The following is a 24,641-nucleotide window of genomic DNA, read 5'->3' as shown; positions in this document are numbered from 1 at the left end:
TCAGCCTTCCAGCCAACGATTGTGCACGTCGTAGCCTTCGCCGACAAGCAGGCTGACGGTTTCATAGAGCGGCAGGCCGACGACGTTGCTGTAGGAGCCGACGAGCTTGACCACGAAACTGCCGGCGATGCCCTGGATGCCGTAGCCGCCCGCCTTGCCGCGCCATTGGCCCGAAGCGAGATAGCTCTCGATATCGAAGCCGGACAGGCGCTTGAAGCGCACCTTGGTGTCGACCACCTTCTGGCGCACGGTCTTATCCGGCGTAATCAGGCAGACGCCGGTATAGACGCGATGGCTGCGGCCCGAGAGGAGATGCAGTGCGCTCGAGGCCTCGCTGACGAGTTCCGGCTTCGGCAGGATGCGTCGGCCGACGCAGACGACCGTATCGGCCGCCAGGATGTAGCTTCCGTCCCAGCCGGCCTCGCCCTTGACCGCGGCCAGTGCCGCCCGCGCCTTTTCGGCCGACAGCCGCCTTGCGAGCGAACGTGGATGTTCGGCACGCTTCGGCGTCTCGTCGAGATCCATCGGCATCAGGCGCGCGGGCTCGATGCCCGCCTGCGCCAGAAGCTCGACGCGACGCGGCGAACCGGACGCAAGTATCAGTTTCTTGGCCACTGTCATCGGAACGAGCCGTCACTCCAGAGCAATTCCAGCAAAATGCGGGGTAGGCGGTTTACGTCTGAAATTGCAATCCAACCAAAGGTTAGAGCGTTTTCGCGATTCGAAGAAGAAGCGGAAATGCTCCAGGAATTGCTAAGAGCCGGAGCGGCTTACTTGAAGCGGTAGGTGATACGGCCCTTGGTGAGGTCGTACGGGGTCATTTCAACGAGAACCTTGTCGCCGGCAAGCACGCGGATGCGGTTCTTGCGCATGCGGCCAGCCGTGTGGGCAATGATCTCATGCTCGTTTTCGAGCTTCACGCGGAAGGTCGCATTGGGAAGCAATTCTGTGACCACGCCCGGGAATTCAAGGACTTCTTCTTTCGCCATGTAGGACTGTTCTTTCTATCTTTGTTTAGGGAACCGTCAGGTATCCCGAAAAATTCGCCGGAAACTACACAATCGACGAGGATTTGTGAACCATCTAAGACCGGCTTTTGCGCTTTTGTGACGGGCTACAGAGCCGCGCGTCGGATCAGAAGCGCAGAGCCGCTATAGCACTTTGCACCGCTCCATGTCTCTAGCCTTGAATCGATCGGGATTTAAGCAGGCAGGGAAACGTCCGAGACTGGAAACCGACCGCAGATTTTCGACAAGACCTCAGGCGTCTTCCGGCTTCTTCGAGCCGACCAACCGATGATTGATCAGCGTCGACAGATGATCGCGCACGGCGCGATAGGCATCGACGATCTGTTCGCGGGTGCCGGCGGCAACCGTCGGATCCGGCGTCGGCCAGTAGACCACGTCGACGGCCATGGAGCGGGTCAATTCGAGCGCCTTGTGATGCGCCTCCGGCGCAAGCGTGACGATAAGGTCGAAATAGTCGTCTTCCAACTCGTCGAGCGTATGCGGCTGGTGGCGCCCGAGACTTAAGCCCACCTCGGCCATGACCACGTCGACGAAGGGGTCGCGTTCGCCATGCCGCACACCGGCGGAGGCGACATAGGTTCCTGCCGGCAGCGCCGCCTTGGCAAGCGCCTCGGCCATCGGCGAGCGAATGGCGTTCATGCCGCACATGAAGAGGACCGAGCGGGGCATTTTCAAGCGCTGAGCCTCGGTTCCCGCCATACCGGTCCCCGCCCTCACCCGCGCCAGTAGAGCACGCAGACGAGCGTGAACAGGCGGCGGGCGGTGTCAAAATCCAGCCGGATCTTGCCGGAGAGGCGATCCATCAGGGTCTGCGAGCCCTCGTTGTGAATGCCGCGACGCCCCATGTCGATCGCCTCGATCTGGCTCGGCGTGGCCGAGCGGATCGCCTCGTAATAGCTCTCGCAGATCATGAAGTAGTCTTTGACGATCCGGCGAAACGGCGTCAGCGACAGGATATGGGTGGCGACGTCGCTGCCCTTTTCGGTCGAGATCGCAAAGACGAGCTTGGCATCGACCAGCGAGAGATTGAGCTTGTAGGGGCCGCCGGGATGGCCGACCGGCTCGAACAGGTTTTCTTCCAGCAGGTCGAAGATCGCAACCGCGCGCTCATGCTCCACATCAGGCGTCGAGCGGCCGATGGTCTCGTCCAGAACGACATCGCAGAGGCGCTGGTTGCGGTCCGCCTTCATCCAGCATCCCCGAGATTGAGGCGAATGGCGACGGAGCGCGCATGCGCCTCAAGGCCCTCGGACTTGGCAAGCACGATCGCCGCAGGACCCAAGGTCCGCAACTGCTCGGCATCAAGGCGCAGGATCGACGTGCGCTTCATATAGTCGAGCACGCCGAGACCGGACGAAAAACGTGCCGAACGGGCGGTCGGCAGCACATGGTTGGAGCCGCCGACATAGTCGCCGATGACTTCCGGCGTATGGCGTCCGACGAAGATCGCGCCGGCATTGCGGATCTTGGCGACCATCGGCTCGGGGTCGGCAAGCGCCAGCTCGAGATGTTCCGCGGCAATGCGGTTTGCCAGCGGCACGGCCTTTTCAAGGTCCGGGACCAGGATGACGGCACCGAAATCGCGCCAGCTCGCCGAAGCGGTTTCGGCGCGCGGCAGCGTCTTCAGCTGCCGCTCGACCGCGTCCTCGACCGCCTGGCCGAATTCGGCATCGTCGGTGATCAGGATCGACTGGGCGCCGACGTCGTGCTCGGCCTGAGCGAGCAGATCGGCGGCGATCCAGTCCGGATCGTTGTGCTTGTCGGCAATGACGAGCACTTCGGAGGGGCCGGCGATCATGTCGATGCCGACGGTTCCGAAGACTTGACGCTTGGCGGCGGCCACATAGGCATTGCCCGGGCCGACGATTTTGGCGATCGGCGCGATCGTCTCGGTGCCATAGGCAAGGGCGGCCACGGCCTGCGCGCCGCCGATGCGGTAGATTTCCTCGACACCGGCAAGCCGTGCGGCAGCCAGCACCGCCGGATTGATCTTGCCGCCGGTTGCCGGCACCACCATGACGATGCGGGGCACACCGGCGACCTTTGCCGGCAGTGCGTTCATCAGCACCGAGCTCGGGTAGCTTGCCGTACCGCCCGGCACGTAGAGACCGACGGCATCGACCGCCGTCCAGCGCGAGCCGAGGCCGACGCCCATGGCGTCTTCGTAGATATCATCCTTCGGACGCTGGCGAACGTGGTGCGCCTCGATGCGGGTGGCGGCGACCTTGAGGGCGCCAAGAACCTCGGGCTCGACAGCCTGGATTGCCGCATCGATCTCGGCGGCGCTGACGGCCATCGGGGTCACGGAGAAATCGACGCCGTCGAAACGCTTCGAGTATTCGGCAAGTGCTGCGTCGCCGCGCACCCGCACGTCGTCGATGATCGCCTTGACCACCGCATTGACGTCCTCGGACACCTCGCGCTTGGTCGTCAGGAATGACGCGAACTTTTGTTCGAAGTCACCGTCGAGGAAATTGAGCCTGATTGCCAAAGGGGACGTCCTTGTATGCCGGTGTCGTATGCCTGTCGTTCGGAGCGCGGGTTCAAGCGCCTTCCGGATGCTTGGGCTTGAAAGCGGTTTCCCACGCGCCGCCGGTATCCGCAAGCTGCGTTTCGATGCATTCGACGTCAAGCGCGATCGAGGCGTCGCCGGCCAGAACCAGCTCGAGCGCCCCTTCCGGCCCCTCGCCCTTCACCGTGAACTTCAGCGTCAGCAGATCGAGCACCGCCTCGCCGTCGCGCCGGTCGAAACCGACGGAGCGCACTGCGTTCACGCGCTTGAAGAGGAGCAACGCCCGCCGGCGCTCGAAGGAGCGGCGCTTGCCGTCGGCCGTCTCCCAGACGAAGCGGTTGACGACAAGCGAAAACTGCTTGCGGCGGGCATCGTATTCCAGGCCCGAGACCTTGAACACGGCATCCTGGACGTGGGCGGAGACGACAGCGAGATCCTCCTCGTCGAGCGCCAGCAGCTTCAATCCACTCATGCCATCCATTCCTTTCGTTCGCCGCACATCTTGCCGTGCCACAATTGAAATGGACATAGGATGTTGCGCCTGAAACCGCAACGGTATCAGGCGCAACGGGTCAAATCAGTCGCTGACACGCTCGACATGAGCGCCGCAGCGGGTGAGCTTCTCTTCCAGCCGTTCGAAGCCGCGGTCGAGGTGGTAGACGCGCGACACCATGGTTTCGCCCTCGGCGGCAAGGCCGGCGATGACGAGCGAGACGGAGGCACGAAGGTCGGTCGCCATGACAGGCGCGCCCTTCAGCCGGCTGACGCCCTCGATCTTCGCCGTCTGGCCGGAGAGCGAGATCTTGGCGCCGAGACGGGCCAGTTCCTGCACGTGCATGAAGCGGTTCTCGAAGATCGTCTCGGTGATGTGCGAGGTGCCCTTGGCCATGGTCATCAGGCCCATGAACTGCGCCTGCAGGTCGGTCGGGAAGCCCGGGAAGGGATCGGTGACGATATCGACCGGCTTGATGCCGGCGCCGTTGCGAACGACGCGGATGCCGCTGTTGGTCTCGGTGATCTCGGCACCGGCGCGGCGGATCGCTTCCAGCGCCGTGTCGAGCAGCGCCATGTCGGTGTCTTCGAGGATGACGTCGCCGCCGGTCATGGCAACGGCCATGGCATAGGTGCCGGTCTCGATACGATCCGGAAGAACGCGATGACGGGCGCCGGAGAGCGAGCGCACGCCCTCGATGGTGATCGTCGCGGTGCCCTGGCCGGTGATTTTGGCGCCCATGGCGTTGAGGCAGTTGGCAAGGTCGACGACTTCAGGCTCGCGCGCGGCATTGCCGAGCACCGTGGTGCCGTTGGCAAGCGTTGCCGCCATCATCAGAACGTGGGTGGCGCCGACCGAGACCTTGGGGAAGGTGTAGCGGGCACCGACGAGACCGCCCTCGGGCGCCGTCGCGTTGACGTAGCCGCCGTCGATCTCGATGTTGGCGGAAAGCGCCTGCAGGCCCTCGATGAAAAGATCGACCGGACGCGTGCCGATGGCGCAACCGCCCGGCAGCGAAACGCGGGCCTTGCCCTCACGGGCAAGCAGCGGACCGATCACCCAGAAGCTCGCGCGCATCTTGGAGACCAGCTCGTAAGGCGCGGTCGTGTCGACGATGTTGCGGCAGGTGAAATGGATGGTGCGGGCGTAGCTTTCGCCCTGGCGCTCGCGGCGACCATTGACCGAGATGTCGACTCCGTGATTGCCGAGGATGCGGATCAGCTGCTCGACGTCGGCGAGATGCGGCACGTTTTCGAGCGTCAGCGTGTCGTCGGTCAGAAGCGACGCGATCATCAGCGGCAGGGCCGCATTCTTGGCGCCCGAAATCGGGATGACGCCGTTGAGCTGGTTGCCGCCTACAATCCTGATGCGATCCATGAGGCCTCTTGAACGGGCTTGGCCCGCCTTTCCAAAATAATCCGATGTTGTCTGAAGGCGCCTCTTTAGTGGAGATGCCGCGAAATTAGAAGTGCCTTGAACGCCGCGCATCCCTTCAGACACCTGGCGCTGTAACATTTAGGTCGCCCCACAGTTTCCCCCTTGATCGGTTCCGATTTACGGGAATGTGCGGTCGAACGGCCGGTGGCAATGCCGCCGGCAAATCTTGAAGGAAGCGACTGATGCCGCTTCCTGTCCGTACTAATCTTGGGATTCGTCCGTTTTTGCGGCAGGAAGACCGCTGACGTCATCGGCAGCGCCGGATCGGCGCGCCCGCATCTGCTGCTTGCGGCGCATGAGGTTGTCGCGCAAATTCCTGGCAAGACGCGCCTTTTTCAGGTCCGCCTCGGTCGTATCCTTCTTCTTTTCCCGGCGCACCTTGCCTTCGACCTGCCGTTCTTCCGGCGCAGGCACGGCTTTGCCGCCTTCCTTGTCGTCTGTTTGCATGTCCATGCCTTAGCGCAAAACCGGGACCTTCGGAAGCGCCAGAGACTTTTCTCACAGCTCTTCACGAAAAACTTCGAATTCCGGCTTGCACTCCCCGCTCACCTATGGCAATAGCCCCCTCGCTTGATGCGGCTGACACACGAACCGGCCGCCAGATGCTGCTATAGCTCAGGGGTAGAGCACTCCCTTGGTAAGGGAGAGGCCGAGAGTTCAAATCTCTCTAGCAGCACCAGTTTCCCTAGGATTTTGAGGATTTTCGAAACCAGAACAAGTGCAGAACTATGCACAGGTGTGACAGGCTATGTGGCACAGTTTTGGCTCACCTGAATCTGGTTTCGTTCTCATCGATTCAACTTTCCTTCTTGTACGCTTCGACAATCCGCTTCAGGACACCGATAGCGGACCAACTGAACATCGAGGCAAGGCAGAAGGCGGCTACCGTGCTGTTGTAATCGCCTTTCCATTCGAGGAAGACCAGGGTAGGCTCGCCGAAGACCCAACCGAAAATTATGCTCGAAGCACCTCTGCGGAGGAAGCCAGCGCGAGAGCGTGGCGGGTCGTAGGATAAACTGAGAAAGGCGCCCGAAAGGACGCCCACGATCTTTGCTATGAGGCTGTCTTCCATTTCAGCTATCTCGGAATCGTGAACCACGGAGGCGATCGACGAGCCGAACGGAGAGAACGCCCAAGCCGACGAAAATTGCCAATCCAAGAGCCGAAAGTATGACCTCCATTGGCAGTCCCCGCCAAGATTCCAGTACCACCCAGCAGTAGCAGTGCCGCAAAGTTAACACACTCTAAGGCTGCCGCGTATATCAAATTCTCCTGAATTACGCCGAAAAGCTTCAGGAGGCTGACGAGGACGGAGAGGCGAAAGAGATTGAACAGCCAGATTTCAAATTCCTCTCTGGCTAGCGAGTAGATGCTCAGGCAAACCAGGGCATCACAGATAAGTGTCGCCGCGGGATGGTATGGCAGGTGTAGTCTCCACCACGTGGCGGACACGACGAAAGACAGAGCGCCGGCCGCGATCCACAGCCACGCTCTGGGTAGACCTCTGGCGACGAATGCCGTCACCAGAGCCATGATGAGCAACGCGACCTCATATTGGTTCATCGGCCACCTCCTCCGAAGACAACGACGCCGCCAACGCTATCAGGAGTGGGGGTATCGACGCCGTTTTCTTGGCAAATGGCGGTTTGTTTGGCATGCAGATCAGCCGCGGCCTTGGCTGCCTGCGCGATGAGGCCGGGGATTGTGTGAGCTTCAGCGATGATCGTCTTTGCTCGGATTGCCTTCGGGACCATCCCCAAGGAAACACCTGCTTCGGTGATTTTGGCAAGCTTCGCAGCTTCCTTGCGGGCAGCGGTGAGGTGCTTATCCAGTGCGGCCTGGGACTTTACGCCGGCTGCTACTACTTCTTCCATGGTCTTCATACGAGATTCCTAGCTGTTGATGGTGAGAAGGACGAGCCCTGCCAAGGCGATGATAAGGGCGCCGATCAGGATTGAGAGGATGACGCGAGCCGGGCCGATCATGGCCGCCATCCGCATTCCTGCTGGCCGTAGCGATTGTGTTTGACGATCTGCGTTCCGGTCCCGTCCGTCAAAACATCGGAGACAGATGGCCTGATAGGCGCCGCGACATTGCAGAAGTCACCGGTCGCGCATCCACTTGCTAAGCTCATCGCGGCGATCGTCAGGAGACATGCCGTCAACTTGTTCATCTGAGGCCTTCTTTCGTTTGATCGCTTCCGCCTGCTTCTTCGCTTGGGCAAGCTCCGCGGCGTTCTTGCCGTCCTGGCGCCCTTTTAGAAAGACGAAGGCAAGGAATAGCGCCGCCCCAATGGCGGCCGCCGCATAGCCTTTGATGCGGATGAGGAGAGCCGCGAACATCACCCAGCCTCGCGAATGCGCCGGACGAAGTAGTAGAGCCCGACGCCGACGCACGCGACGAGCGCAGCAGCCAGCGCCCACTGCACCGGGCCATTGCCGGCGAAGAGCGCACCCCCGGCCGAGAGAAGGCCGCCGAGCGGTCCCCATGCTTCCGGCTTCTTCATCACCTCGCCGAGACCAGTGTCGCGGCTATCTGCCTTGGCGCCCGCTTCCGCAGGCGTCTGCGTCTTCTCGACGTCTGATCCGCTGGCATTGGCAGCCAGGCGCAGTGCGTTGCCGATGACGCCCGGCTGATCAGCCCATTGCTTCTGCGGATCCTTGCCGGTGACGCGGATTGTCCATCCGCGCCCGTTCGCCGGGAATCCGGTCTGGGGATTGGTCAACGACCGAAGGTAGACCATGCGAGCCGCGCAGTAGTCGCGGATCACGGCGCCGACGCCGCCCGGGTAACGGCGCACCGCCGCAAGCGTCTGCTCACCGATGTGCCCATCTTCGCGAACGCCGACGACCTCCTGGAGCGTTTTCACCGCACGCGCCGGCCCGGAGTTCACGCCGAAATCGAAGGCGGCATAGTCGAGCCCCGGCGGCAAGAGATCGCCCCCGCTCTGGCCCCAGTAGGAGCGCCGATAGATGTCCTCGGCTTCCATCTTCGTCATGGCCTTGACCTGGTTGGCCGTAACAGACGGAACGCCGCGGTGCGCCGCCAAGGTCGTATGCGTGACCCCATACTTCGTCGGGCCACCCCGATCGGACTTGCGATTCGAATAGCCGCCCTCATCCCCGAACGTGAGATCGAGGGCGACGGGAAGAGTTTCCCGAGCCATGAAGTTTTCCTTGGTTGTTGGGTATACTTGTTTAGGTTGCGCGCGGGCCGCTATGCACCATTTGAAAAGGACTGCCCGATTGCATCGAGATCACGCGACTGCTAAGCGTCCGTCACCCAGACGAGCCTCATGGAGACGACATTGGATCAGAGACAGCAACTTGACGACTTGAGCAGCCAGATCGCCATACTGAAGAGCCTGGTCAACGAAGAATCGCAGCCGAACATCAACGCACTGTCTGAGGCCATCAGAAACGTGAATGTGCTGGCGCTGAACGTGAAGTTTTTCGGATATGAGTTGGCGCGTGCACTCGCTGCCGCACTTCCAGTTCGGGAAAATCTGTCCCCGACTTCCGTATCTTTGGGTTCGAAGCCGAGCACCCAATTCGATCTTGAATCGGACTGGGTCGCCTACTGGGCATCGAAGCTAAAAGTTCCGGTGATCTTCCATCGTAAGCTCTGGGAACTTTGCTATGCGATGCAAGCGTTCCACAATGCCGGCGTGCTGGCAGAGGGGAAGCGCGGCCTTGGCTTTGGCTGCGGCACGGAACCGCTGCCGTCCCTAATGGCATCGTACGGGGCCGAGGTCGTTGTCACAGACCTCCAACCCGAAGCTCAGAACACCAAGGGATGGGCCGACACCAACCAGCACACGAAGACGCTGGATGTCGCCTTCAAGGGGCACCTTGTCTCAAGGGAAGTCTTTGACCGCAAGGTATCGCTTGAATACGTCGATATGAATGCCATCCCCAGCCACCTGCGCGACTTCGATTTCTGCTGGTCGATCTGCGCCCTGGAACACCTGGGCAGCATCGAGAAGGGCTTGAATTTCATTGAGAACTCGATCGATGTCCTGAAGCCCGGCGGGGTTGCGGTCCACACGACCGAGTTCAACTTCGCCCGCGACGACATCACCTTCGACAATTGGAACACTGTCCTCTTCCAGCGGAAGCACTTCCAGGAGATCAGCGAGCGGCTGACCGCAAAGGGCTACAAAGTCGCGCCGCTGGACTTCGATGTTGGCAACAAGCCGCTGGACAAGTTCATCGACGTTCCGCCGTTCCCCCACGACATGGGAGACTACATGCGGGGGATCTGGGGGAGCGACAACAACCACATCAAGGTATCGGTTGACGGCATCCCTGCAACCTGCTTCGGCCTGATCATCACCAAGTAAGATCCGCAGTTACGGGGGGCGCCGCATAGATGATTTACGTTTTCTGCGGGCTCCCCTCTCCACACGCCATGTTCGTGTCCCGGCTTGGTATCGATATACTCCGTGAACGGTTCGGAGATTACCACTACATCGTCGCCAATACGTTAGACCAGCTTCGCGATGGCCTTGCGCAAAGAGGCGAGCGCCATGCGCTGCTCTATTTTGACGTCCCCGACGACAAAATATGCCAATCAATCGTCAAACATGGCGTCCCGACGGTTCTCATCGTCGAACCGGTTGAGCAAGCTGTTCTCTATTCGATGCAGGCCCGCTCACTTTCCTTGCTGGAAGCACTCCGGTTCGTTAGCCAATCAGCGTCAGCATTGTTCCCGATCGCGTCTTCCGAGACGATCGTTCCGCTTAGGCTAGGAACCCATGCGGCCGAACTGGAAACCCTCATTAGCCGAATATCTCTTTCGTTGGGCTTTTCCCTGACCACGCAGAATATTCAGAATATCCTGGCGCTTTATGGACAAGCCGGGGGAGCCAAGGCCACGCCACTAGCCGAGATCATCGACGAAAGGATCGAGCACGCGGTCGAAGCCAGATCAAGCGCCTCGAAACTCACGAAAGCCGACCGCGAACTTATCAGCGTCGCGGCCAGCAACTATGACCCTCTCATGTCTGGAGAAGCGGTTCAACGGATAACGTGGCCGGTGGCCATGTGCTTGAGCGGTGAAAAGCCGCACCATGGCATCAACGGCCCCGTCGATATGACAGGACCGGCGCGCGCCATGAGCTTCGGGCCGTACATGCACCTCCCCAGTGGTAATTGGCGGGCCGATGTCACATTCTCCGTCGACAAGAACTTTTCCGGCAACAAGATCGTTGTCGATGTCTTGGCGGATGGGAAAATAGCCGCACTCGGCAAAAGCCCTCTGCCAGCGAGCGGCTCCTTCACCGTTCATCTCGAATTTGAGGTAACCCGCCCGCACATGCCGGTCGAGGTGCGTACGTTCATCGGAGAGGGTGCAATTGAAGGCGAGTTTGAGCTTGTTGACGTAACGCTGGTAAGGCTCGATCCGTAATGGATCAGTGCTTGGGAGCCGACGTCGCCTCGATCGCCAAGACGAACGTGCGAAACGTCTTGATCTTGTGCTTCAGTTCAGCGATGCGCTTGTCGGTCACATCTACGAGGTTACCGTCGGCGTCTTCGTAGGAAGCTTGAAGATCACCGCGCTCAAGCTCGGCTAGCTCTTCTTCGCAGCTCTCGATTTCAGCCTCGTAGGCGGCTTTCTGCTTCTCTAAGCTCATAGGGGCTCCTTCGATTGGGAGCCCTCTACTCTTTCAGGATTGACTGAGCAAGGCTTTAGAAGTTGTTCGCGACAACCTTTGTCGCGCCGGTGCCCGCATTATTGATGATGCCGCCGGTCTGGTTATGGCTCACATTGTTGCCAGTGATCCCGAAGGAGTTCGCCGCACCATCGATCGCGATGCCGTAGGACTGAAAACTGGGCGTGTCCGCATCCCCGAACTGACAGCCAGAAACCGCAACATCGCGGGACGTTGAGCCCATGATCAACCCGCGATAGACATTCGTGCTGCCGCCAAATTCGTTGTTCGAGTTGTTCTTGGCTATGATGCCGTTGAGTCGAAGCCCCTTGCCGTAATGCTCTATGCCGTCCTTTGTCGCGCCGATGAATCTCGTCGCGGACGCGGCTACGTCCTTGACGCCTGGCGCGATATAGAGATTCGATCCTGTGCGCGATCGGTTCAGATGGCCGCCGTTGAAGACGATATCTTGTCCAGAATTGAGGCGAACGCTATCGGATGAGCACCCGTCGCATTGTAGATCTTTGAATTCAAGGAAGGCGGGTTTATCGACCGCCGAAACCGAGTTTTGCGTTATGACGCCATTGCCGCCGACATTGATGCAGAAAAGGCGCTCAGCGGTAACGGTATGCATGAAACCGTCGAGGATGACGCCCTGCATTCCGGCACACAGCGCGCCGCCAGTGATCAGATTCAGGATCAGACTATCCGAGCGCGCGTTGTAGCCACCGCCAGGAAGCAAGCGACCGCCTATCGCATGACCGTAGTAAGCGCCGGCGCCACCGGTGTAACTGTTCAGCTTGCCTGTGATCTTTGCTGTGTTGAAACTTTCTAGTTCCCAACCGGAAAAGCCATTGAAACCAGACAGTTCGAACTCGCAATCAGCCACGTATTTTCCGGCTAGCGTCACCCCGCCTGTTTTCCCTGCCTCGAAGGATAGGAGGCCCTGGATGCTGTTCCGATACATATATGTCTGTGTCGAAGCGCTTTCGAAACGAATAGTGTCGAAATTGCCGACTGGATAAAGTGCCGCACCACCCTCGCCGATGAGGTTGACGCCACCCTGTTTGACGCGAAGACCTGCTGTGATGCGGTATTCGCCGCCATCGGGGAAAATGACGTCCGCTCCGCCGGCCGCTAATGCGGCTATCTCTGCATCATCAATCGCGGCTTGAATGGCCGGTGTCTGGTTGTTGGCATTGTTTCCGACTGCCGCGTAAGAAGGATTGGTGATGTTGAACCGGTATTTCCCGACGATTGCGAAACCTGTCGCCAAATAGGTCATACAATGTTCCTTAAAGTTCCGCGCTCGCGGTCACTGCGGCGCTGGTATCGATGGTGAAGGCACCTGCACCGCTGCCCGTCGCGGTAATGACAAATGTCCGCGGGCCGATGCGGCTGAACGACGGTGCCCCGATTGACCCCGACGATGTGAATGTCGTCCCCATCGTCGGGGTCGCGCGCATCACGACGGGATGGCGGAAATTGAAGGAAACACCGAGCCCCGCACCCGCCGCATAGGACTGGATGAGATTTTCACCGGAGGCATTTTGCCAATAATACCGTTGGCAAAGGGCCTGCTCCTGCTGGAAATGGCGCGGGGAGAACGGGTCTGTTTCGCTCGTTGCCGTGCCATCGACAACCGACACGCGGGCTATATCGAATGTTCCTGACTGCTGGCCGAGCGAACTGGCGCGGGTGGCGAAGCTCGAGCCAGCGTCGAACCAGAAAACCAGTTCAAGAAAATCGTTGTTGCCTGATCCAAGCGTCTTGCCGGAAACGGAGGGTATTGCCACCGTAAAGGAGAATTTCTGCCAGGCTGTCGTCAGTGCCTTAAGGCCAGCCGGCGTAGAAACGGACGCACTCGGAGAGCCGCCAGTACCGAAATTCTGCACAACCTCGAAGGCGATATTCTTGGAGGCATCAGCTTTGGCCCAAAAGGTTACCGTGACCGTCTTTCCAGAGAGAGTTGTGGCTCCCTCTACCCGATGCTCCTTTAGAACGTAGTTGCTGGCGCCCGCGGACGACGTTACGACAGTGCGCGAGAAATAGGCCGGGTTGCCCGGAACGTCAGTTTGGCCGAGGGTAAAGCTTTGCCGCGAATGGGTTTTGGTAGAGCCAGAATGATCATTCGCCCAACGATCGTCGGAACCATATCCGGCGCTCGTTTGGCTCGTCGCGCGCTCCCAAAAGTCGAAATTGCCGTTGATGACGACGTTCCGGAGTCCGGAAAGAATGCCGCTTTCCGCGCGGCTGTAGACATCGAGGGTAGAGCGCGCAGCCGCAGCCGTCGTATCATCGAGAACGGTTGCCATGAAAGAGGAGATGGTGACATTCGCATCTGGCATCGCCAAAACACGAGTCTGCCCAGCGGCAACGTTCCCAGCATCGAGGCGGACGCGTTTCGTGGGGTCCGCAGGATCGGCAAACGTCCATGTGTCGTTGACCGGCTCCGTACCTTCATCCACAGCCGCAACCTGTGCCATGACAGTACGGAGGCCGTTGTCGAAGTTGCTGACAGCGTTTGTGCCCTCAATTCCGATGCCGCCGACGTCAGTGTTGCTGGCAGCGGTCGAAGACCAATCGCGAACGTTGTTTTTTGCCATCTCGTGCCTCTTACCAAAGACCGCCGCGGCCGCTTCGGACGGCTCGGTCAAATTGCTTGGATTCACTGCGCACGCGGTCGCCGTACTCGGTCATTTTGCCGTCGCCGCGGGGCGTGCTCTTGGGAGCGTCTGGATAGTTGGCCGCGCCAGTCATGCCGTTGACGATCGACGGCCCCAAGAGACCGCCGGCAACAGCCCCGATCGGCCCGAGAAGAAGGCCGCCGAGGACGCCGCCGCCGAATGCGCTGGCCCCTTTCTTCAGAGCCGCGCCTATCTGTGCTCGGCGGTTCGGCCCCATCTCGGCTAAGCGCATCTGCTGGGCGTCGATCATGGCTTGCTCATCGGGAGACAAGAGCCCGCCGGCCGAAGGCGACATGACGGAAGCGAACGGGGTTGAACTGGAGACCGGCGGCGGCTCTTCGTATGCCGCCATGGTTGGCACGTTGGCAGTTACCGGAGCTTCGGGCAGATCCTGAAGGATGCCGCCTGCCGCTGGCGCCGTCGCCATCTCATAGGCCTTGTTCCGGGCGATCAGGTCGCGGCGTAGCTGCCCCATCGGGTCTTGTGCAGCCACGTCCTGCCGCAGAAGGCCAATATCGCGCTGCATGCCACGCGCCTGGTCGAGAAGGCCGTATTGCTCGGCCAATGACATGGGTCTCGCCATGGGGGTTGCGCTCTCTGTTGGGCTGATTGCCGACATGATGCCGGTGGTGGCTTCGGCCTGGGGGCCATATCGGGCGTCGATCGCGCGGAGTTTGTCGCCATACTTGCGGTCTGTCGCGTAGCCGCCCCTGCGGCCGTAGTTCAGGCCCTCGACGGCTTCATTGAAGGTCGGCGCCGTGAATGCATCGCTCCATTTCCGGCTGACTGTGCGTGCCCAATCCCCGAACGCGTTGACCGGGCTCTCGTAGGATCGGAAGCGTGCTGTCTCTCGCACCGGGCCGCCGGCCGTGTCTTCCCACGTCCGCGCGGCTACGGTCGGCCCATTCCAAGAGGAGCCGGCCTTGATGCCGAAATAGTTGTTGCCGACGACGCTGCGACCGTATCCGGTTTCCAGCGCGGCCTGAGATGCGGCAAGACGAGCCTGCGGGTCGTTGAGACCGGATTCGCGGGCCTGCCGATAGGCATCGTTGTAAAAGCGCTCTCGCCGTGACGCCATTTGATCGCCTCATAGAAAAAGGCGGCTCCGAAGAACCGCCTGTTCAATTTCTTCTGCTCGTGTATGTTGTGGGGATGCCCCTAAGCCTCGTTCGGAAGAAGCATACGCAACTGGCCGTTTGGACGGTTGTCCTGATTTTCTTGTCGCCGCTCGCCATTGTCCTGTGGCTCTGCTGGCACGCGACCCACCCCAGATATCGCCTGGGTGATCTGCTTGACCGCGGCCGGAGTACCCGTTTCCGCAGCCAGATCGATCGCTAGAACCTTAGCCCTAGCCTCAAGCAACGCCTGAGTTTTCACGCTCGGCTGCGCGGCCGCCTGTTCGTATGCCCGCGCCCACTGCGCCAATTTCCTGGCAGAAGTCGGTTTGGCTAGGAGCGAGGATAGCGCACGGCTACCGGCCACGGTCCCGATCGTCGTCATTGGCTCGACAAAGAGCGCGGCGCCCCCGAAACCGGACATGACCGATTGAGAGGTGCCTGAGGGGTTGGCGAACTGGTTCAGTTGCTTGAAGCGCCGCGAGACGGTCGCGATGTCATCGATCGAGTTTGCCAGGTCGTTTTTCCCCGTCGTACGAAACAGGGCATGCTTACCGGTCTTCGAGAGCTTGCCATAGGCAGTCAGGAAGCGATCTGGCGAGAACTTGCCGTCGGCGTCGCGTCCCATCTTTGCGATGACAGCGGACGAGATCTCATCCCAGCCTTCTTTGCCGACGGCGCCACGCACCCGGAGAAGGCCGTTCTGGTCAGCGCGCGAGGTGGAGCCGGCCATGGCCTCGATCTTCGAGAAGACGCCCTCGTCGGAGGCTTGCTTGCCGAGCACCTTTTGCAGGTCGGAGCGCTCGGCGAACTTCTTGGCGGCGTATGCGTTTGCCCGCTCGAAAGCGGCTAAGGCCTCATCTCCGCCCGATCGCTGAACGGCATTGCGGAGGTCATCGGTTAGCGCGCCATAGATCCGGTTGATCTCCTTCGCCGAGATGCCCGAAGCGGCGATCTTGGCCGGATCGTCAACAAATTCGCCGACGGCCGTGCGGAGGTCCTTGATGCCCTGATAGTTGAGGCCATCCTTCTCTGCGACTGCGCGCCGGATCAGGTTCACGGCTTCGCTGTTCCCGGCGATCTTGGCATTCTCGCGCTTGGCAAGGATTTCGCCGGCAACACGACCGGTTTGAGTGAGCGGCGTGACGACATTCGGCGTGACAAGGTTGTCAACGACATCGTATCGCGCCCCAACTTTTGCCGGCAACACTTCCTTCGCGTGCGCGGTGATGCCCTCGCGTGCCGCAGAGCCAGCGCCGGCAACACTGCCAGGCCCATAGCCTTGCTGGACGCGCAGCGCGGCGTCGTCGAGTTGAGAGATGGCCTGTTCGGACGCCTTGCGAAGCGGCGCGCCGCCGATCGGGATATTCGTCAGCGTCTTTCCTGCCTGCTGGACAGAAACGCTATCGCTAACAGCAGCGCGAGGCAGGTCCACTCCAAGACGCCGAGCAGCTTCTGCAACCTGAACGCCCTCTGGTTTTGGCTTGGCGACCGGCGCGGCTTTCGAAGGAAGGCGAGAAGCGGCAGACGCAGGAGAGGCCCAAAGCGCAAAGTTAAAGCCCTCCCCAATCGCTTCAGGTGAGACGTTGCCAGCTGCATCCGTCATCGGCACTTCGCCGCGCATGGCTCGACCAGGAAGGGTGAAGGCATCTCTGGCGCTCTCATACGCGCCCTGAAGCAATCCGGGGACCGCCCAGTTCATTTCACCCGTCCGAAGGTTTTTCTCCACGGGCAGGATCGTCCCGCGCTGGAATGTGTCTTGGGCGGCCGGCGGCGCGGCTTCTGCCGGTGTCTTCGGCACAACGTCGGGGAACTTTGACGCGATCAGGCTGCGGATCTGCTCGGCCGGCATATCATCGGGAAAGCGGACCTGCGTCCCATCTGGCATGCGCACAACGGGCATAGCGTCGCCTCACTGCTTGAAGTAGTCGGAGTAGTCGATGACGCCAGGTTGCGGCTGCGCGGCCGGCGGCTGCATCTGATCAACGGCGCTCGCCCCAGGGCCAGAGCGAATGCGGAAGCCAGCAACAGCGTTCTCACGGTTGCGGCGCTTCTGCTCGATCACCTGCTGGCTGTCACCTGGCTGCGGAAAATATTGCCTCTCGGCGTTCGCAAATTCCTCGTCGGAGATCACGGCGCCAGATTCCTGACGAAGCACGGCGTTGATGAAATCTCGCTTGGCCTGGTCGAGTTGCTGCGCCTCATCGCTGATCGCGTAGTTGCCAAGGCCGCCAGGGACATTGCGCATCGCCTTGTTCCAAAGACTCGTTCCTTCACCCTCTTTCGCGCCGATCGTCTTGTTGGCGTCCTGCGCCCGAATGAGGAAGCCGGTGTTCTTTCCTTGCTCAACATTCAGGTTCGCGCCGCCGCTAACGTCGGTGCCCTGAACCATGCGGAAACCGCCCTGCCCGTCGCTTTCGACCATCATGCCCTTCGGCCGGTTGTTGGCAAGAATGGCCTCCTGATACTCGGGCGTTCCGGGGCGCAGTCCGGCCGCCTCAAGTTCCCGCATCAGCGCTGTCGGCTCCGGCCCCTTCGGCGCGCTGCTGAAATCGGCAAGCACCTCGTATGTCGTCGGGTCTACCAGACGCCCATTCACCTCGATCGGTGACTTCGGCTTCTCTGCCGAGAGCTTCTGCTGATAGGCCATCTTCCACGCATCCCCAGGCGTCAGCGCGCCCGACTGCACGGCTTCGGCGAGGTCGGGATACTGCTTCGCCAGGAACTGCATCGTCTTGTTCTGGTTGATGCCCTGCGCAAGACCTGCAGCGCCGGCGGCGGCCTGCTCCTGACCAGTGCGGCCGGAAAGCAGCCCGAGACCAAGTTGCGTGAGCGCCTGATTGTTGTTGCGCAGGAAGTCGAACGGACCAGCCATTTAGAACATACCTCCGAGTAGGCCTAGACCAGTGGCCCCATAGCCGAGTGCGCTCAAGAACGGGTTTTGCCCTGGCTGCGCGGTCGTCTGCGTGCCGCCGAGAGAGCCGGCGCCCGAGGCGATCGCATTGAGCCGCGCAAGTTGGTTCCACGGCGCGTTGGCTTGTTCGTTGAACAGCCGTAGCTCATCGTTCTTCTGGCGCGTCGCCAAGTCTTCATTCATGCCGCCGACCTGCATCAGGTCTTGCGCAGGCTTGTTCAGCCCCTGATAGGCCGCTCCAATGTTCCCGAAACCTTGCTGGCTCATATTGAAAAGATTGGTGTTTGCAGCATCGCGACGATTCTGCCAGTTCTGGTATTCCTGCCCGACCATCCGGCTTGTCAGGTCGCCGACTTCGCGAGCCAAATTGCCCTGATGGACACCGGAGCCGTAGCGTCCAGCCGCACCAGCGTTCAAATTGACCGCATTCGATGCGGAATCCTGTGCCTGCTTAAGCACTTGCTGGAAGGCAGGGTTCGCGTTGATATCGAATGCAGCATTGGCGGTATTCTGCGTGTTCTGAAGGGCATTCTGCTGCGCCGTAGTCAACCCGCCGCGGTTGATGATGTCTTGATACTGCCTGGACGTCCCGGTCGGGTTGTTGATGTTGTCCTGCGCGTTCGTCTGGATCGCATTCATGGCGTTCTGCGTCTGAGACGACCACGGAACGACGGTCGAGCCCTTGTAGACGCTGTTTTGCCCTGTCGGGTCGGCCTTGAAGAGGTTCTGAGCCTGATCCAGCCCGGTTTTCAGCGCAGGCTGTGCCGCCGACCAGGGCGCGTTGTTCGTCGTGGTCGTTTGGGTCTTGCTTCCACCGGACATCTAGATTTCCACTTCGTAGGTCGTGCGGAGTTTTCGGGCATGCTCAAGCGATCGGCGGAGCACTTCGCTCCAGCCGTCTCGCCCGTCGAAGACAAATCTGGTTGCGCCGCCCTCGCGCATCATGCCGCGCACGGCGGCTATCCAGTCGGGCAGCCAAGCAGCCATTTGCTCGCCGCCGATGATCAGGCAACGCAGAACTGGGCCCTTGCTCCATCTCTGGAACTGGAGAACGGCGCCCATGACAGGCTCGTCACCAGAGACGGCGCAGACGAGGAAGGCGTTTCCAGACCTGCACAACTGCCAAAGATCACCGAGCGCGAGATCATCCCCGCAGGCGTCGATCGCTTCTTGGAACCTGACGGCGAGCTTCGGCCACAGCGCATCAACCTCGGTCGCATTTGCAATCCCGATCCTCATACGGTCGGCCTGTTGAGCGGGATCAAGTCGAGATAGAACAGCGTCACGCAAACCGTGTTGTCGCCGATCGCCTTGATCTTGTCGCCCTCTGCTAGCCTGACAGGCAGGTCGGCGATTGACAGCGTGTCTTTTGTCGGAACGGTCTTGAACCATATGAGATGGTCCGTAGCCGTGGCAGCTTTGTACCAGTAGAGAGAGCAGTCCACGCCCGATCCGCTCGGGTTGGCGATGGCGACCGATGCCAGGATCTTGACCATCTTCTTGGCGGCATCGCCGATGTCCGTCAAAGACGTGTTGGTCAGCACCTGGTGAACCGGCTGTTCCGGGTTGCCCGCGTAGTTGCCGTGAACGCTCATTACTGCTCACCACTCGGCTGGGCGTTGACGTTGACCGATGAAACAATGCTCCATACCGCACCCGCAGGAACGACCAGACGCTGTTTGTGCAACCGGCCGTCCGAACGGAACGGCACAAGCCCAGTCCTTGGATGCGGGCTGTTTGCGGTCGAAAATGTCATTGCGCCGCCGTGAAAGGCGGAAACACCGTCCGAGAGGGTGAAACTCGTTGCGTCTGTGACAACGCGAGCCCCGTTGACGAAGGATCGGCGCATGCCATCGATCTCGTTCTCTGCCGTGTCGATGGTCGCTTGCAGGTTCGGGCCGGTGAAATAGGCCAGCTTGTTGTCGGTCGTGAACGTCGCGAAGGTCGGGCGACCACCAGAAAAGAGACGGCTGTCGAAGGGCTCGATCGCAGCGTCTATGTTGGCGTAGAGAAGGTCAAGACCATCCCAAGTGACGCCCGGAGTGGCGAGCGCGACCATCTCCCCGACCTGCAAATCTGTCGTGCACCACCGGTCAAGCTGCCAATCGTATCCGAGTCGGTAAAAACTGCCGTTTGCCGCCCGGTAGCGCCACCAAACGATTTTTTCGAACGGATCAGCAGCCCCTTGAACGTCAGCAAGATAGGTCTGGTCGATCTGGTCGAGAAACCAGCGATCTACCCTCTCCGCGCCGATCGGCTTGCGGTCCACGCCGCCGAAGAACCCGTCTTCGGACAAGTAGAAGAAAGCCCCCGGCCCGATCGAGACAATCGACCGCGGCGCAAGCGTGCCCTGCTTCGGGTTGACGACTGTTCGCGTGAAGGTGAACCCCGAAGACGGAGCGAAAGGGAAATACTGCATCCCGGCGCGCTGGATGACAGTGAAGCCACCCTGCTCGCCGAAGCCGCCCATCACCTCGTCGCCTTCTGGAAGCTCCTGAACGTCTGCGCCTTCTTTGCCTATCGTCCAATGCTCGAGGTTGTTCTGCCCGCACCAACGGACGGTCTTTTGCCCAACGGCACCCTCCAGATATCCGAGGACGAGGAAGTCTCCGGCCACCCAGGAATATTTTGCCTTAGGCGGGCTGCCCGCCAGATCCGCAAAGTTGCCGCTGGCCTCGATGTCGTAGACCTGAATGGGATTGGCGATGTTGTGAGCGACAAGCTGGTCACCAAACCGCGTGAACGTCCAAGAATCCTGAAGCGGGACGGCATACGGCGCGCTTGGCCCGCTGATATTGGTCCACGAATAGTCGGTCGTGTTGAGCTTGTAGAGCGCGCTTGACGTGCCGGCGATGATCGTGAACGTGCCCGTTGAGGTGCGGACGTAGACCGCGCCGCGGCATTCAGCGCCAAGCGCCTGCGAAATCTCCGTCAAACCGGGCATCGGGCCCCACCCGTCAGAAACAGGAAGAGCGTTCACCACGTTGTTGCTGTTGGTGCCGTCGAACTGGCTTTGATCGGGCTCGAAGGCCGGGAACGGGATGATCAAGGTGCAATCCCCTGCACTCGCGTACCTGCCCGCGCATAAATCGCGAGTTCGTTCGTCGCATTCAGCCCGTCGATGATCATTGTGACGAGCGCCGCCGAGCGGGAAAACAGGTCGTTGTCCTTGGTGTAGAGGGCAAGCTGCATCAAGCCGGCGTGCAGGTAGAGGCTCGGTTGCTTCGCGAGCAGCCAGTTGGACGTGTTGCTGTCCGAAAGAGCCGGGATTGCCTGGAAATAGGTGAGTTCGATGTCATTGCCAGATACCGGGTACATCGTCAGCGACGAGCCGATGATCGTGAAATCACAGGCCAAGCCTCCGGCGCGATCCGGGTACGCCTGATCCGTATACGTCGCCGTGACGAACTTCAGTTCTCTCCGGATCGACGCGTCTTCAACGACGCGGATGTACTGCAGGTAGTCGGCCGGCAGCGTGACGGCTCCGCTAGACGGCGTCAGCGTCGCAATCGCCTCCATTTCCCGCACGCGAAGAGGAGCCACGCCCTTGTCGGGAATGCCATGATTGAACATGGCCGTCGAAAACTCGACAAAGGACGGGATGGTGGCTGTGACGTCGGTTCGCGCCGCCCAGTCAGCCAGCGCGGCCTGAAGGCCTGCATAGTCCATCAGATGCGCCCCTTGAATGTGCGGTATGGCCGTGCGGCTTCGGAGTTGAGCCACCATTTCAGGTGGTCTCGGTCGCCCTCGCGCAGCTTTTCCATGATCTGGTCCTGGCTGCCGTAGAGCTTGTTCAGCGGGACACGAGCCACGATCTGGCCGTCGCCCCAGCGCTTGCCCTCGCTGTCGTTGAAGGCTTGCCGGTTTTCCTTGATCAACTCGTCATCCGCCAAGAACTCTGTCTTGCGGATGAAGCGACCTTCGCCGAGCGGCAGCAGCCAACGGCGATAGTGCGGGGTGACCTCTTCGAGTTCCCAGGCCGCACCGTCGATGTTGCGCAGATCAAGCGATTGCGTCATTGCGATCGGCAATCTTCTTGCTGACGATGTCGCGGGCTTCGTCGATCGGCAGATGAATGACGGCGCCGGCTTTGACCTTGGCCCGCTCATCACCGGTCGGCTCGCGCAGTTCGTCGTCGCCCTCGATGAGGAAATCGCCGAGCGGGCGATAGTTCTTGAGCAGCTTGACCGGGAAAGTCTTGTCTTCGGTCTTCTTTGCTTCGGGTGCCATTGGAAATCCTCTGTTGCGGAATCAAAAAGGGCGCCCCAGAGAGCGCCCTTCCAAGTTTCGAGATGATCCGGATTAGGAGACGGTCGCCGAGAACGGCGTCGCTTCCGTGCCGGTGGCCGAGCCGAGCACCTTGACGCTCCACAAGCCCGAGGAAATGTCCTCAAGCTCGATGATGTCGCCCTTGATGCCGCCGGTTGTCGAACCGTTCATGGTGATCGTGTCCGAGGTCGAGGCGGTTTCGAACAGGTTGGCGGTATCCGCCGCGTCCTGGCCGAAGATTGCCGTGCCGGTCATGACGTCCGTTGCGTTGGCGACCTTCACGATCAGGCTGTTCGACGTGATCGTGGTGCCGACAACGATGCGGAAATACGCACCCTTCCCTTCCGATGCCGGGAGCGTGAAGGTGATGCCGGCGGCACGGTTTGCCGTGATCGTGGCTTCACCATGAGACGAGGCGACCAGGGAGAGCGTGGCAGCCGTGATATTGATGGGCTGGAAAGGCATATCCGTGTCTCCTTAGCTCGATGCGGTCATGCCGAAGATGTCGGCGACGACACCGTGGGCGGCTTCGTTCTTCACGACGAGCGTGTATTCGACGTTCAGAACCTTCTTCTTCGCGTCGCCGGTTTCAGCCGGGTCGCGCTTTGCGATGTCGCGCAGCGTGCCGAGCTGAACCATGGACGGGTCGACGAGGAAGGCATTACGGGCGATCGTGGCGCCGGCGCGGGCCATCTGACGATCCGGAACGACGGTCAGGGTGCCGAAGTCCGACAGATACATGTCAGCGGCGGCGACGATGGTCGTCTGGCTCGATCCCTTGGCCGCGAAGCGCTGCTGCGCAACGTTGGCGTCGCTCATGAAGGTCGAAAAGACCGTCTTTGCGTAGGGCGAGAGGAGAAGGGTTGTCGGGTTGCCGCCGGAGATGTAGGTCGCCTGGATGGTCGTATCCAGAAGAGCCTTAGTCAGGGCACGCTGGGTGCCGTTGGTGGCAGCGTCAACAATACCAGTGCCAGCGTTGAAGCCGCCGGATGCGCCGCCAGCGCCGAGGCTGTCGTTGGACGAGAGCCAAGCGCGGAAACCGCCGGAAAGGCGGTTCGATGCGGCGTTGCCAGAGCCGGCCGAGGATGCCTGGTTCGACAGAAGAATGACCTCCATGTCGGTCTTCAGCTCTTGGCCCTTCTTGGCGATTTCGCGCGCCATTTCCGACTTGCGGCCGGCCTTCGACACGACTTCCTGCGTGTTCGAAACGACGATGCGCTTGTCGGAGATCTGGCAATAGTTGCCAACGCGGGTCGTCGGCGTGATGGCCTGGAAAGACCAATCGTTGCCTTCCGGCTGGTTGTTGGCGGTATCCGGGGTGGCAAGCGTGTCCGTCTGCCATTCCGGGTGCACGCCGTCCACGTCGGTCTTGCCGATCATGGAGAGGAACGGGGTTTCCTCGGGCGTGATCATGTAGATGCGATCCGCGAGGGTTTCGCGGTTGCCTACGGCGTCGTAGGTCTCAAAGGTATTTGATACCTGAGGCATGGTGATTGTCCTTCAGACGTTAGATGAGGTCTTCGATGGATCGCGCGACAGCGTCGAGGCTGCCGGATTGGCGCGCGTTCTCGAATCGGCCTTGACGGTCTCGGGACTGGACGGTTTGCGGAGACATCCGCTGCTGCTGGCGCAGCTTGGGCTTGGCAGTGATTTCCTGCTTCGCCGCCTGGGATTTGGCGACGAGCTTGCGATAGGCAATCGCGTCGGCGAGAACCTGCATATAGCGATGATCGGTGACGGACTTGATCTCTTCGGCATTGAGCTTGTAGTGCTCGATGCCGATCGATTTCACGTCGTCCCGGAAAGCTTTCAGCTTGGTCTCGTCTTGCAGACGCTTGTTGCTTGCGAGGAATTTGCCCCACTCCTCACGTGCGAACTCTTCCGCATCGGCCTTCTGCTTTTCAGCGGCCGTGTTGGCTTCGTTCACGCGCTCAGAGTGCATGGCGTTGAACTCCGCGACGGTGTCGTCGTAGTTCTGCTTTGCCTGGAGATAGCCGATCGGGTCGAACTTTTCCGACCGCTCGTCCATCATTGCCCGGTCTGGCTCTTGCGGGATAAACCGCTTCCAGTTGTCCAGAATGAAATCGCGTCGATGGCGGATATCGTTTTCCGCGTCGCTCGCCCGCTTGTCGAATTCCTGCTGCAACTGCTCGCGCTGCTGCTTCAGTTCTTCGGTTTTGCGGGTGTAGTCACGCTGATACAGATTGTTGCGCTTCAGATCGCCTAAGCTGATCTTCTCACCGCCCTGAAGCGTGATGATCACGCCGTCTGCGGGTTCCGAAGAGGCATCGGCTGCAACGTCCGCTGCTTCGTCTGTGTCATCGTCATCAAGGACCAGATCAGGCTCATCGTCTTCAGCCTGGGCTTGAACGCTGTCGCCTTCCTTGGCCTGCGCCTCACCTGCGCCTTCGAGATCCATTTCAGGGTCGTCGGACAGCAGATTTTCAATGGCATCGACCCCCGCATCAAAAGACATGGGGGCTTGTTCTACGGTCCCGCTCGGGGAGGTCGTAGCTGTGTCAGTCATAAGACT

At 60.5% G+C, this 24,641-nt stretch carries 30 protein-coding genes and 1 tRNA gene; 4 read left to right on the top strand and 27 right to left on the bottom strand.

What is annotated here, in order from left to right; genetic code table 11:
• The 8 genes from C1A35_RS03105 to C1A35_RS03070 all read right to left on the bottom strand — a co-directional run bounded on the left by C1A35_RS03105 (position 1) and on the right by C1A35_RS03070 (position 5,923).
• Positions 1–621: a Maf-like protein gene (locus C1A35_RS03105; protein ID WP_034797002.1), complete on the bottom strand. Its 621-nt coding sequence runs from the start codon at positions 619–621 to the stop codon at positions 1–3.
• Positions 622–770: 149 nt separating this feature from the next.
• Positions 771–989, bottom strand: coding sequence for a translation initiation factor IF-1 (infA, locus tag C1A35_RS03100; RefSeq protein ID WP_004435948.1), 219 nt, complete (start codon positions 987–989; stop codon positions 771–773).
• A 270-nt stretch (positions 990–1,259) separates the two neighbouring features.
• On the bottom strand, positions 1,260–1,727 hold the full coding sequence (locus C1A35_RS03095) for an arsenate-mycothiol transferase ArsC (RefSeq protein WP_199772840.1): 468 nt from the start codon (positions 1,725–1,727) through the stop codon (positions 1,260–1,262).
• Positions 1,728–1,741: 14 nt separating this feature from the next.
• Entirely contained in the window at positions 1,742–2,218 is a 477-nt protein-coding gene (locus tag C1A35_RS03090; RefSeq protein WP_104662870.1) for a UPF0262 family protein, read from the bottom strand.
• Positions 2,215–3,519, bottom strand: a complete 1,305-nt coding sequence (gene hisD, locus C1A35_RS03085; RefSeq protein ID WP_104662869.1) for a histidinol dehydrogenase — start codon at positions 3,517–3,519, stop codon at positions 2,215–2,217. The genes C1A35_RS03090 and hisD overlap by 4 nt, the downstream gene beginning before the upstream one ends.
• Positions 3,520–3,571: 52 nt before the next feature.
• The gene (locus C1A35_RS03080; protein WP_104662925.1) at positions 3,572–4,012 is read right to left on the bottom strand and encodes a DUF2948 family protein; all 441 of its coding nucleotides are present in this window, start codon (positions 4,010–4,012) and stop codon (positions 3,572–3,574) included.
• A gap of 105 nt (positions 4,013–4,117) precedes the next feature.
• Positions 4,118–5,410 (bottom strand): UDP-N-acetylglucosamine 1-carboxyvinyltransferase, encoded by a 1,293-nt coding sequence (gene murA / locus C1A35_RS03075; protein ID WP_104662868.1) that lies wholly within the window; start codon positions 5,408–5,410, stop codon positions 4,118–4,120.
• Positions 5,411–5,671: 261 nt separating this feature from the next.
• Positions 5,672–5,923, bottom strand: coding sequence for a hypothetical protein (locus tag C1A35_RS03070; protein ID WP_104662867.1), 252 nt, complete (start codon positions 5,921–5,923; stop codon positions 5,672–5,674).
• Positions 5,924–6,074: 151 nt separating this feature from the next.
• On the opposite strand from C1A35_RS03070, the gene C1A35_RS03065 reads away from it, so the two are divergent.
• Positions 6,075–6,149 (top strand) — tRNA-Thr (locus C1A35_RS03065).
• Positions 6,150–6,266: 117 nt separating this feature from the next.
• Here the strand turns inward: C1A35_RS03065 and C1A35_RS03060 are convergent.
• The 4 genes from C1A35_RS03060 to C1A35_RS03040 all read right to left on the bottom strand — a co-directional run bounded on the left by C1A35_RS03060 (position 6,267) and on the right by C1A35_RS03040 (position 8,636).
• The gene (locus tag C1A35_RS03060) at positions 6,267–6,542 is read right to left on the bottom strand and encodes a DUF6107 family protein (protein ID WP_104662866.1); all 276 of its coding nucleotides are present in this window, start codon (positions 6,540–6,542) and stop codon (positions 6,267–6,269) included.
• 487 nt (positions 6,543–7,029) lie between these two features.
• Positions 7,030–7,353, bottom strand: coding sequence for a hypothetical protein (locus tag C1A35_RS03050; RefSeq protein ID WP_104662864.1), 324 nt, complete (start codon positions 7,351–7,353; stop codon positions 7,030–7,032).
• A gap of 219 nt (positions 7,354–7,572) precedes the next feature.
• Positions 7,573–7,812, bottom strand: coding sequence for a hypothetical protein (locus C1A35_RS03045; RefSeq protein WP_104662863.1), 240 nt, complete (start codon positions 7,810–7,812; stop codon positions 7,573–7,575).
• Positions 7,812–8,636 carry a glycoside hydrolase family 108 protein gene (locus tag C1A35_RS03040; protein ID WP_104662862.1) on the bottom strand — a complete coding sequence of 275 codons (825 nt, stop codon included), beginning with the start codon at positions 8,634–8,636 and terminating at the stop codon, positions 7,812–7,814. Before C1A35_RS03040 ends, C1A35_RS03045 begins: the two co-directional genes overlap by 1 nt.
• 141 nt (positions 8,637–8,777) lie before the next feature.
• On the opposite strand from C1A35_RS03040, the gene C1A35_RS03035 reads away from it, so the two are divergent.
• Together C1A35_RS03035 and C1A35_RS03030 are read left to right on the top strand one after the other, a co-directional pair.
• Positions 8,778–9,812, top strand: coding sequence for a class I SAM-dependent methyltransferase (locus tag C1A35_RS03035; RefSeq protein ID WP_199772839.1), 1,035 nt, complete (start codon positions 8,778–8,780; stop codon positions 9,810–9,812).
• Between the two features lie 29 nt (positions 9,813–9,841).
• Entirely contained in the window at positions 9,842–10,879 is a 1,038-nt protein-coding gene (locus C1A35_RS03030) for a hypothetical protein (protein ID WP_104662860.1), read from the top strand.
• A gap of 4 nt (positions 10,880–10,883) precedes the next feature.
• Here the strand turns inward: C1A35_RS03030 and C1A35_RS03025 are convergent, their stop codons facing one another.
• The 7 genes from C1A35_RS03025 to C1A35_RS02995 form a co-directional block, all read right to left on the bottom strand.
• Complete coding sequence (locus C1A35_RS03025) at positions 10,884–11,105, bottom strand: hypothetical protein (protein ID WP_104662859.1); 222 nt, start codon at positions 11,103–11,105, stop codon at positions 10,884–10,886.
• Positions 11,106–11,160: 55 nt separating this feature from the next.
• Complete coding sequence (locus C1A35_RS03020) at positions 11,161–12,408, bottom strand: right-handed parallel beta-helix repeat-containing protein (RefSeq protein WP_104662858.1); 1,248 nt, start codon at positions 12,406–12,408, stop codon at positions 11,161–11,163.
• A 10-nt stretch (positions 12,409–12,418) separates the two neighbouring features.
• Positions 12,419–13,729 (bottom strand): hypothetical protein, encoded by a 1,311-nt coding sequence (locus tag C1A35_RS03015; protein ID WP_158664952.1) that lies wholly within the window; start codon positions 13,727–13,729, stop codon positions 12,419–12,421.
• A 10-nt stretch (positions 13,730–13,739) separates the two neighbouring features.
• Positions 13,740–14,888, bottom strand: a complete 1,149-nt coding sequence (locus C1A35_RS03010) for a glycoside hydrolase family 73 protein (RefSeq protein WP_104662856.1) — start codon at positions 14,886–14,888, stop codon at positions 13,740–13,742.
• A gap of 80 nt (positions 14,889–14,968) precedes the next feature.
• Entirely contained in the window at positions 14,969–16,828 is a 1,860-nt protein-coding gene (locus C1A35_RS03005; RefSeq protein WP_104662855.1) for a hypothetical protein, read from the bottom strand.
• Positions 16,829–16,837: 9 nt separating this feature from the next.
• Positions 16,838–17,800, bottom strand: a complete 963-nt coding sequence (locus C1A35_RS03000; RefSeq protein ID WP_104662854.1) for a hypothetical protein — start codon at positions 17,798–17,800, stop codon at positions 16,838–16,840.
• Positions 17,801–18,661 carry a hypothetical protein gene (locus C1A35_RS02995; protein ID WP_104662853.1) on the bottom strand — a complete coding sequence of 287 codons (861 nt, stop codon included), beginning with the start codon at positions 18,659–18,661 and terminating at the stop codon, positions 17,801–17,803.
• A gap of 39 nt (positions 18,662–18,700) precedes the next feature.
• Here C1A35_RS02995 and C1A35_RS35730 point away from each other — a divergent pair, with 39 nt between their 5' ends.
• Positions 18,701–19,114 (top strand): hypothetical protein, encoded by a 414-nt coding sequence (locus C1A35_RS35730; RefSeq protein WP_158664951.1) that lies wholly within the window; start codon positions 18,701–18,703, stop codon positions 19,112–19,114.
• On the opposite strand, the gene C1A35_RS02985 is transcribed toward C1A35_RS35730, so the two are convergent.
• The 8 genes from C1A35_RS02985 to C1A35_RS02950 all read right to left on the bottom strand — a co-directional run bounded on the left by C1A35_RS02985 (position 19,075) and on the right by C1A35_RS02950 (position 24,635).
• Positions 19,075–19,434 carry a hypothetical protein gene (locus C1A35_RS02985; RefSeq protein ID WP_104662851.1) on the bottom strand — a complete coding sequence of 120 codons (360 nt, stop codon included), beginning with the start codon at positions 19,432–19,434 and terminating at the stop codon, positions 19,075–19,077. The two genes, C1A35_RS35730 and C1A35_RS02985, sit on opposite strands and share 40 nt — an antisense overlap.
• Complete coding sequence (locus C1A35_RS02980) at positions 19,434–20,888, bottom strand: hypothetical protein (RefSeq protein WP_104662850.1); 1,455 nt, start codon at positions 20,886–20,888, stop codon at positions 19,434–19,436. The genes C1A35_RS02985 and C1A35_RS02980 overlap by 1 nt, the downstream gene beginning before the upstream one ends.
• Complete coding sequence (locus C1A35_RS02975; protein ID WP_104662849.1) at positions 20,885–21,508, bottom strand: phage adaptor protein; 624 nt, start codon at positions 21,506–21,508, stop codon at positions 20,885–20,887. Before C1A35_RS02975 ends, C1A35_RS02980 begins: the two co-directional genes overlap by 4 nt.
• Positions 21,508–21,858, bottom strand: coding sequence for a hypothetical protein (locus C1A35_RS02970; protein ID WP_104662848.1), 351 nt, complete (start codon positions 21,856–21,858; stop codon positions 21,508–21,510). Before C1A35_RS02970 ends, C1A35_RS02975 begins: the two co-directional genes overlap by 1 nt.
• On the bottom strand, positions 21,842–22,069 hold the full coding sequence (locus C1A35_RS02965; protein WP_104662847.1) for a hypothetical protein: 228 nt from the start codon (positions 22,067–22,069) through the stop codon (positions 21,842–21,844). The genes C1A35_RS02970 and C1A35_RS02965 overlap by 17 nt, the downstream gene beginning before the upstream one ends.
• Before the next feature lie 72 nt (positions 22,070–22,141).
• Entirely contained in the window at positions 22,142–22,573 is a 432-nt protein-coding gene (locus C1A35_RS02960; RefSeq protein WP_104662846.1) for a hypothetical protein, read from the bottom strand.
• 12 nt (positions 22,574–22,585) lie between these two features.
• Positions 22,586–23,596, bottom strand: coding sequence for a DUF5309 domain-containing protein (locus C1A35_RS02955; protein ID WP_104662845.1), 1,011 nt, complete (start codon positions 23,594–23,596; stop codon positions 22,586–22,588).
• A gap of 19 nt (positions 23,597–23,615) precedes the next feature.
• Positions 23,616–24,635, bottom strand: coding sequence for a hypothetical protein (locus C1A35_RS02950; RefSeq protein ID WP_158664950.1), 1,020 nt, complete (start codon positions 24,633–24,635; stop codon positions 23,616–23,618).
• Between the last annotated feature and the right edge of the window lie 6 nt (positions 24,636–24,641).

This window comes from Ensifer adhaerens (assembly GCF_002940685.1).
In the GTDB taxonomy this organism is placed as follows: Bacteria; Pseudomonadota; Alphaproteobacteria; order Rhizobiales; family Rhizobiaceae; genus Ensifer; species Ensifer adhaerens_E.
The sequence above is the reverse complement of the archived record's forward strand: the minus strand, read 5'-3'. Positions and strand labels throughout refer to the sequence as shown.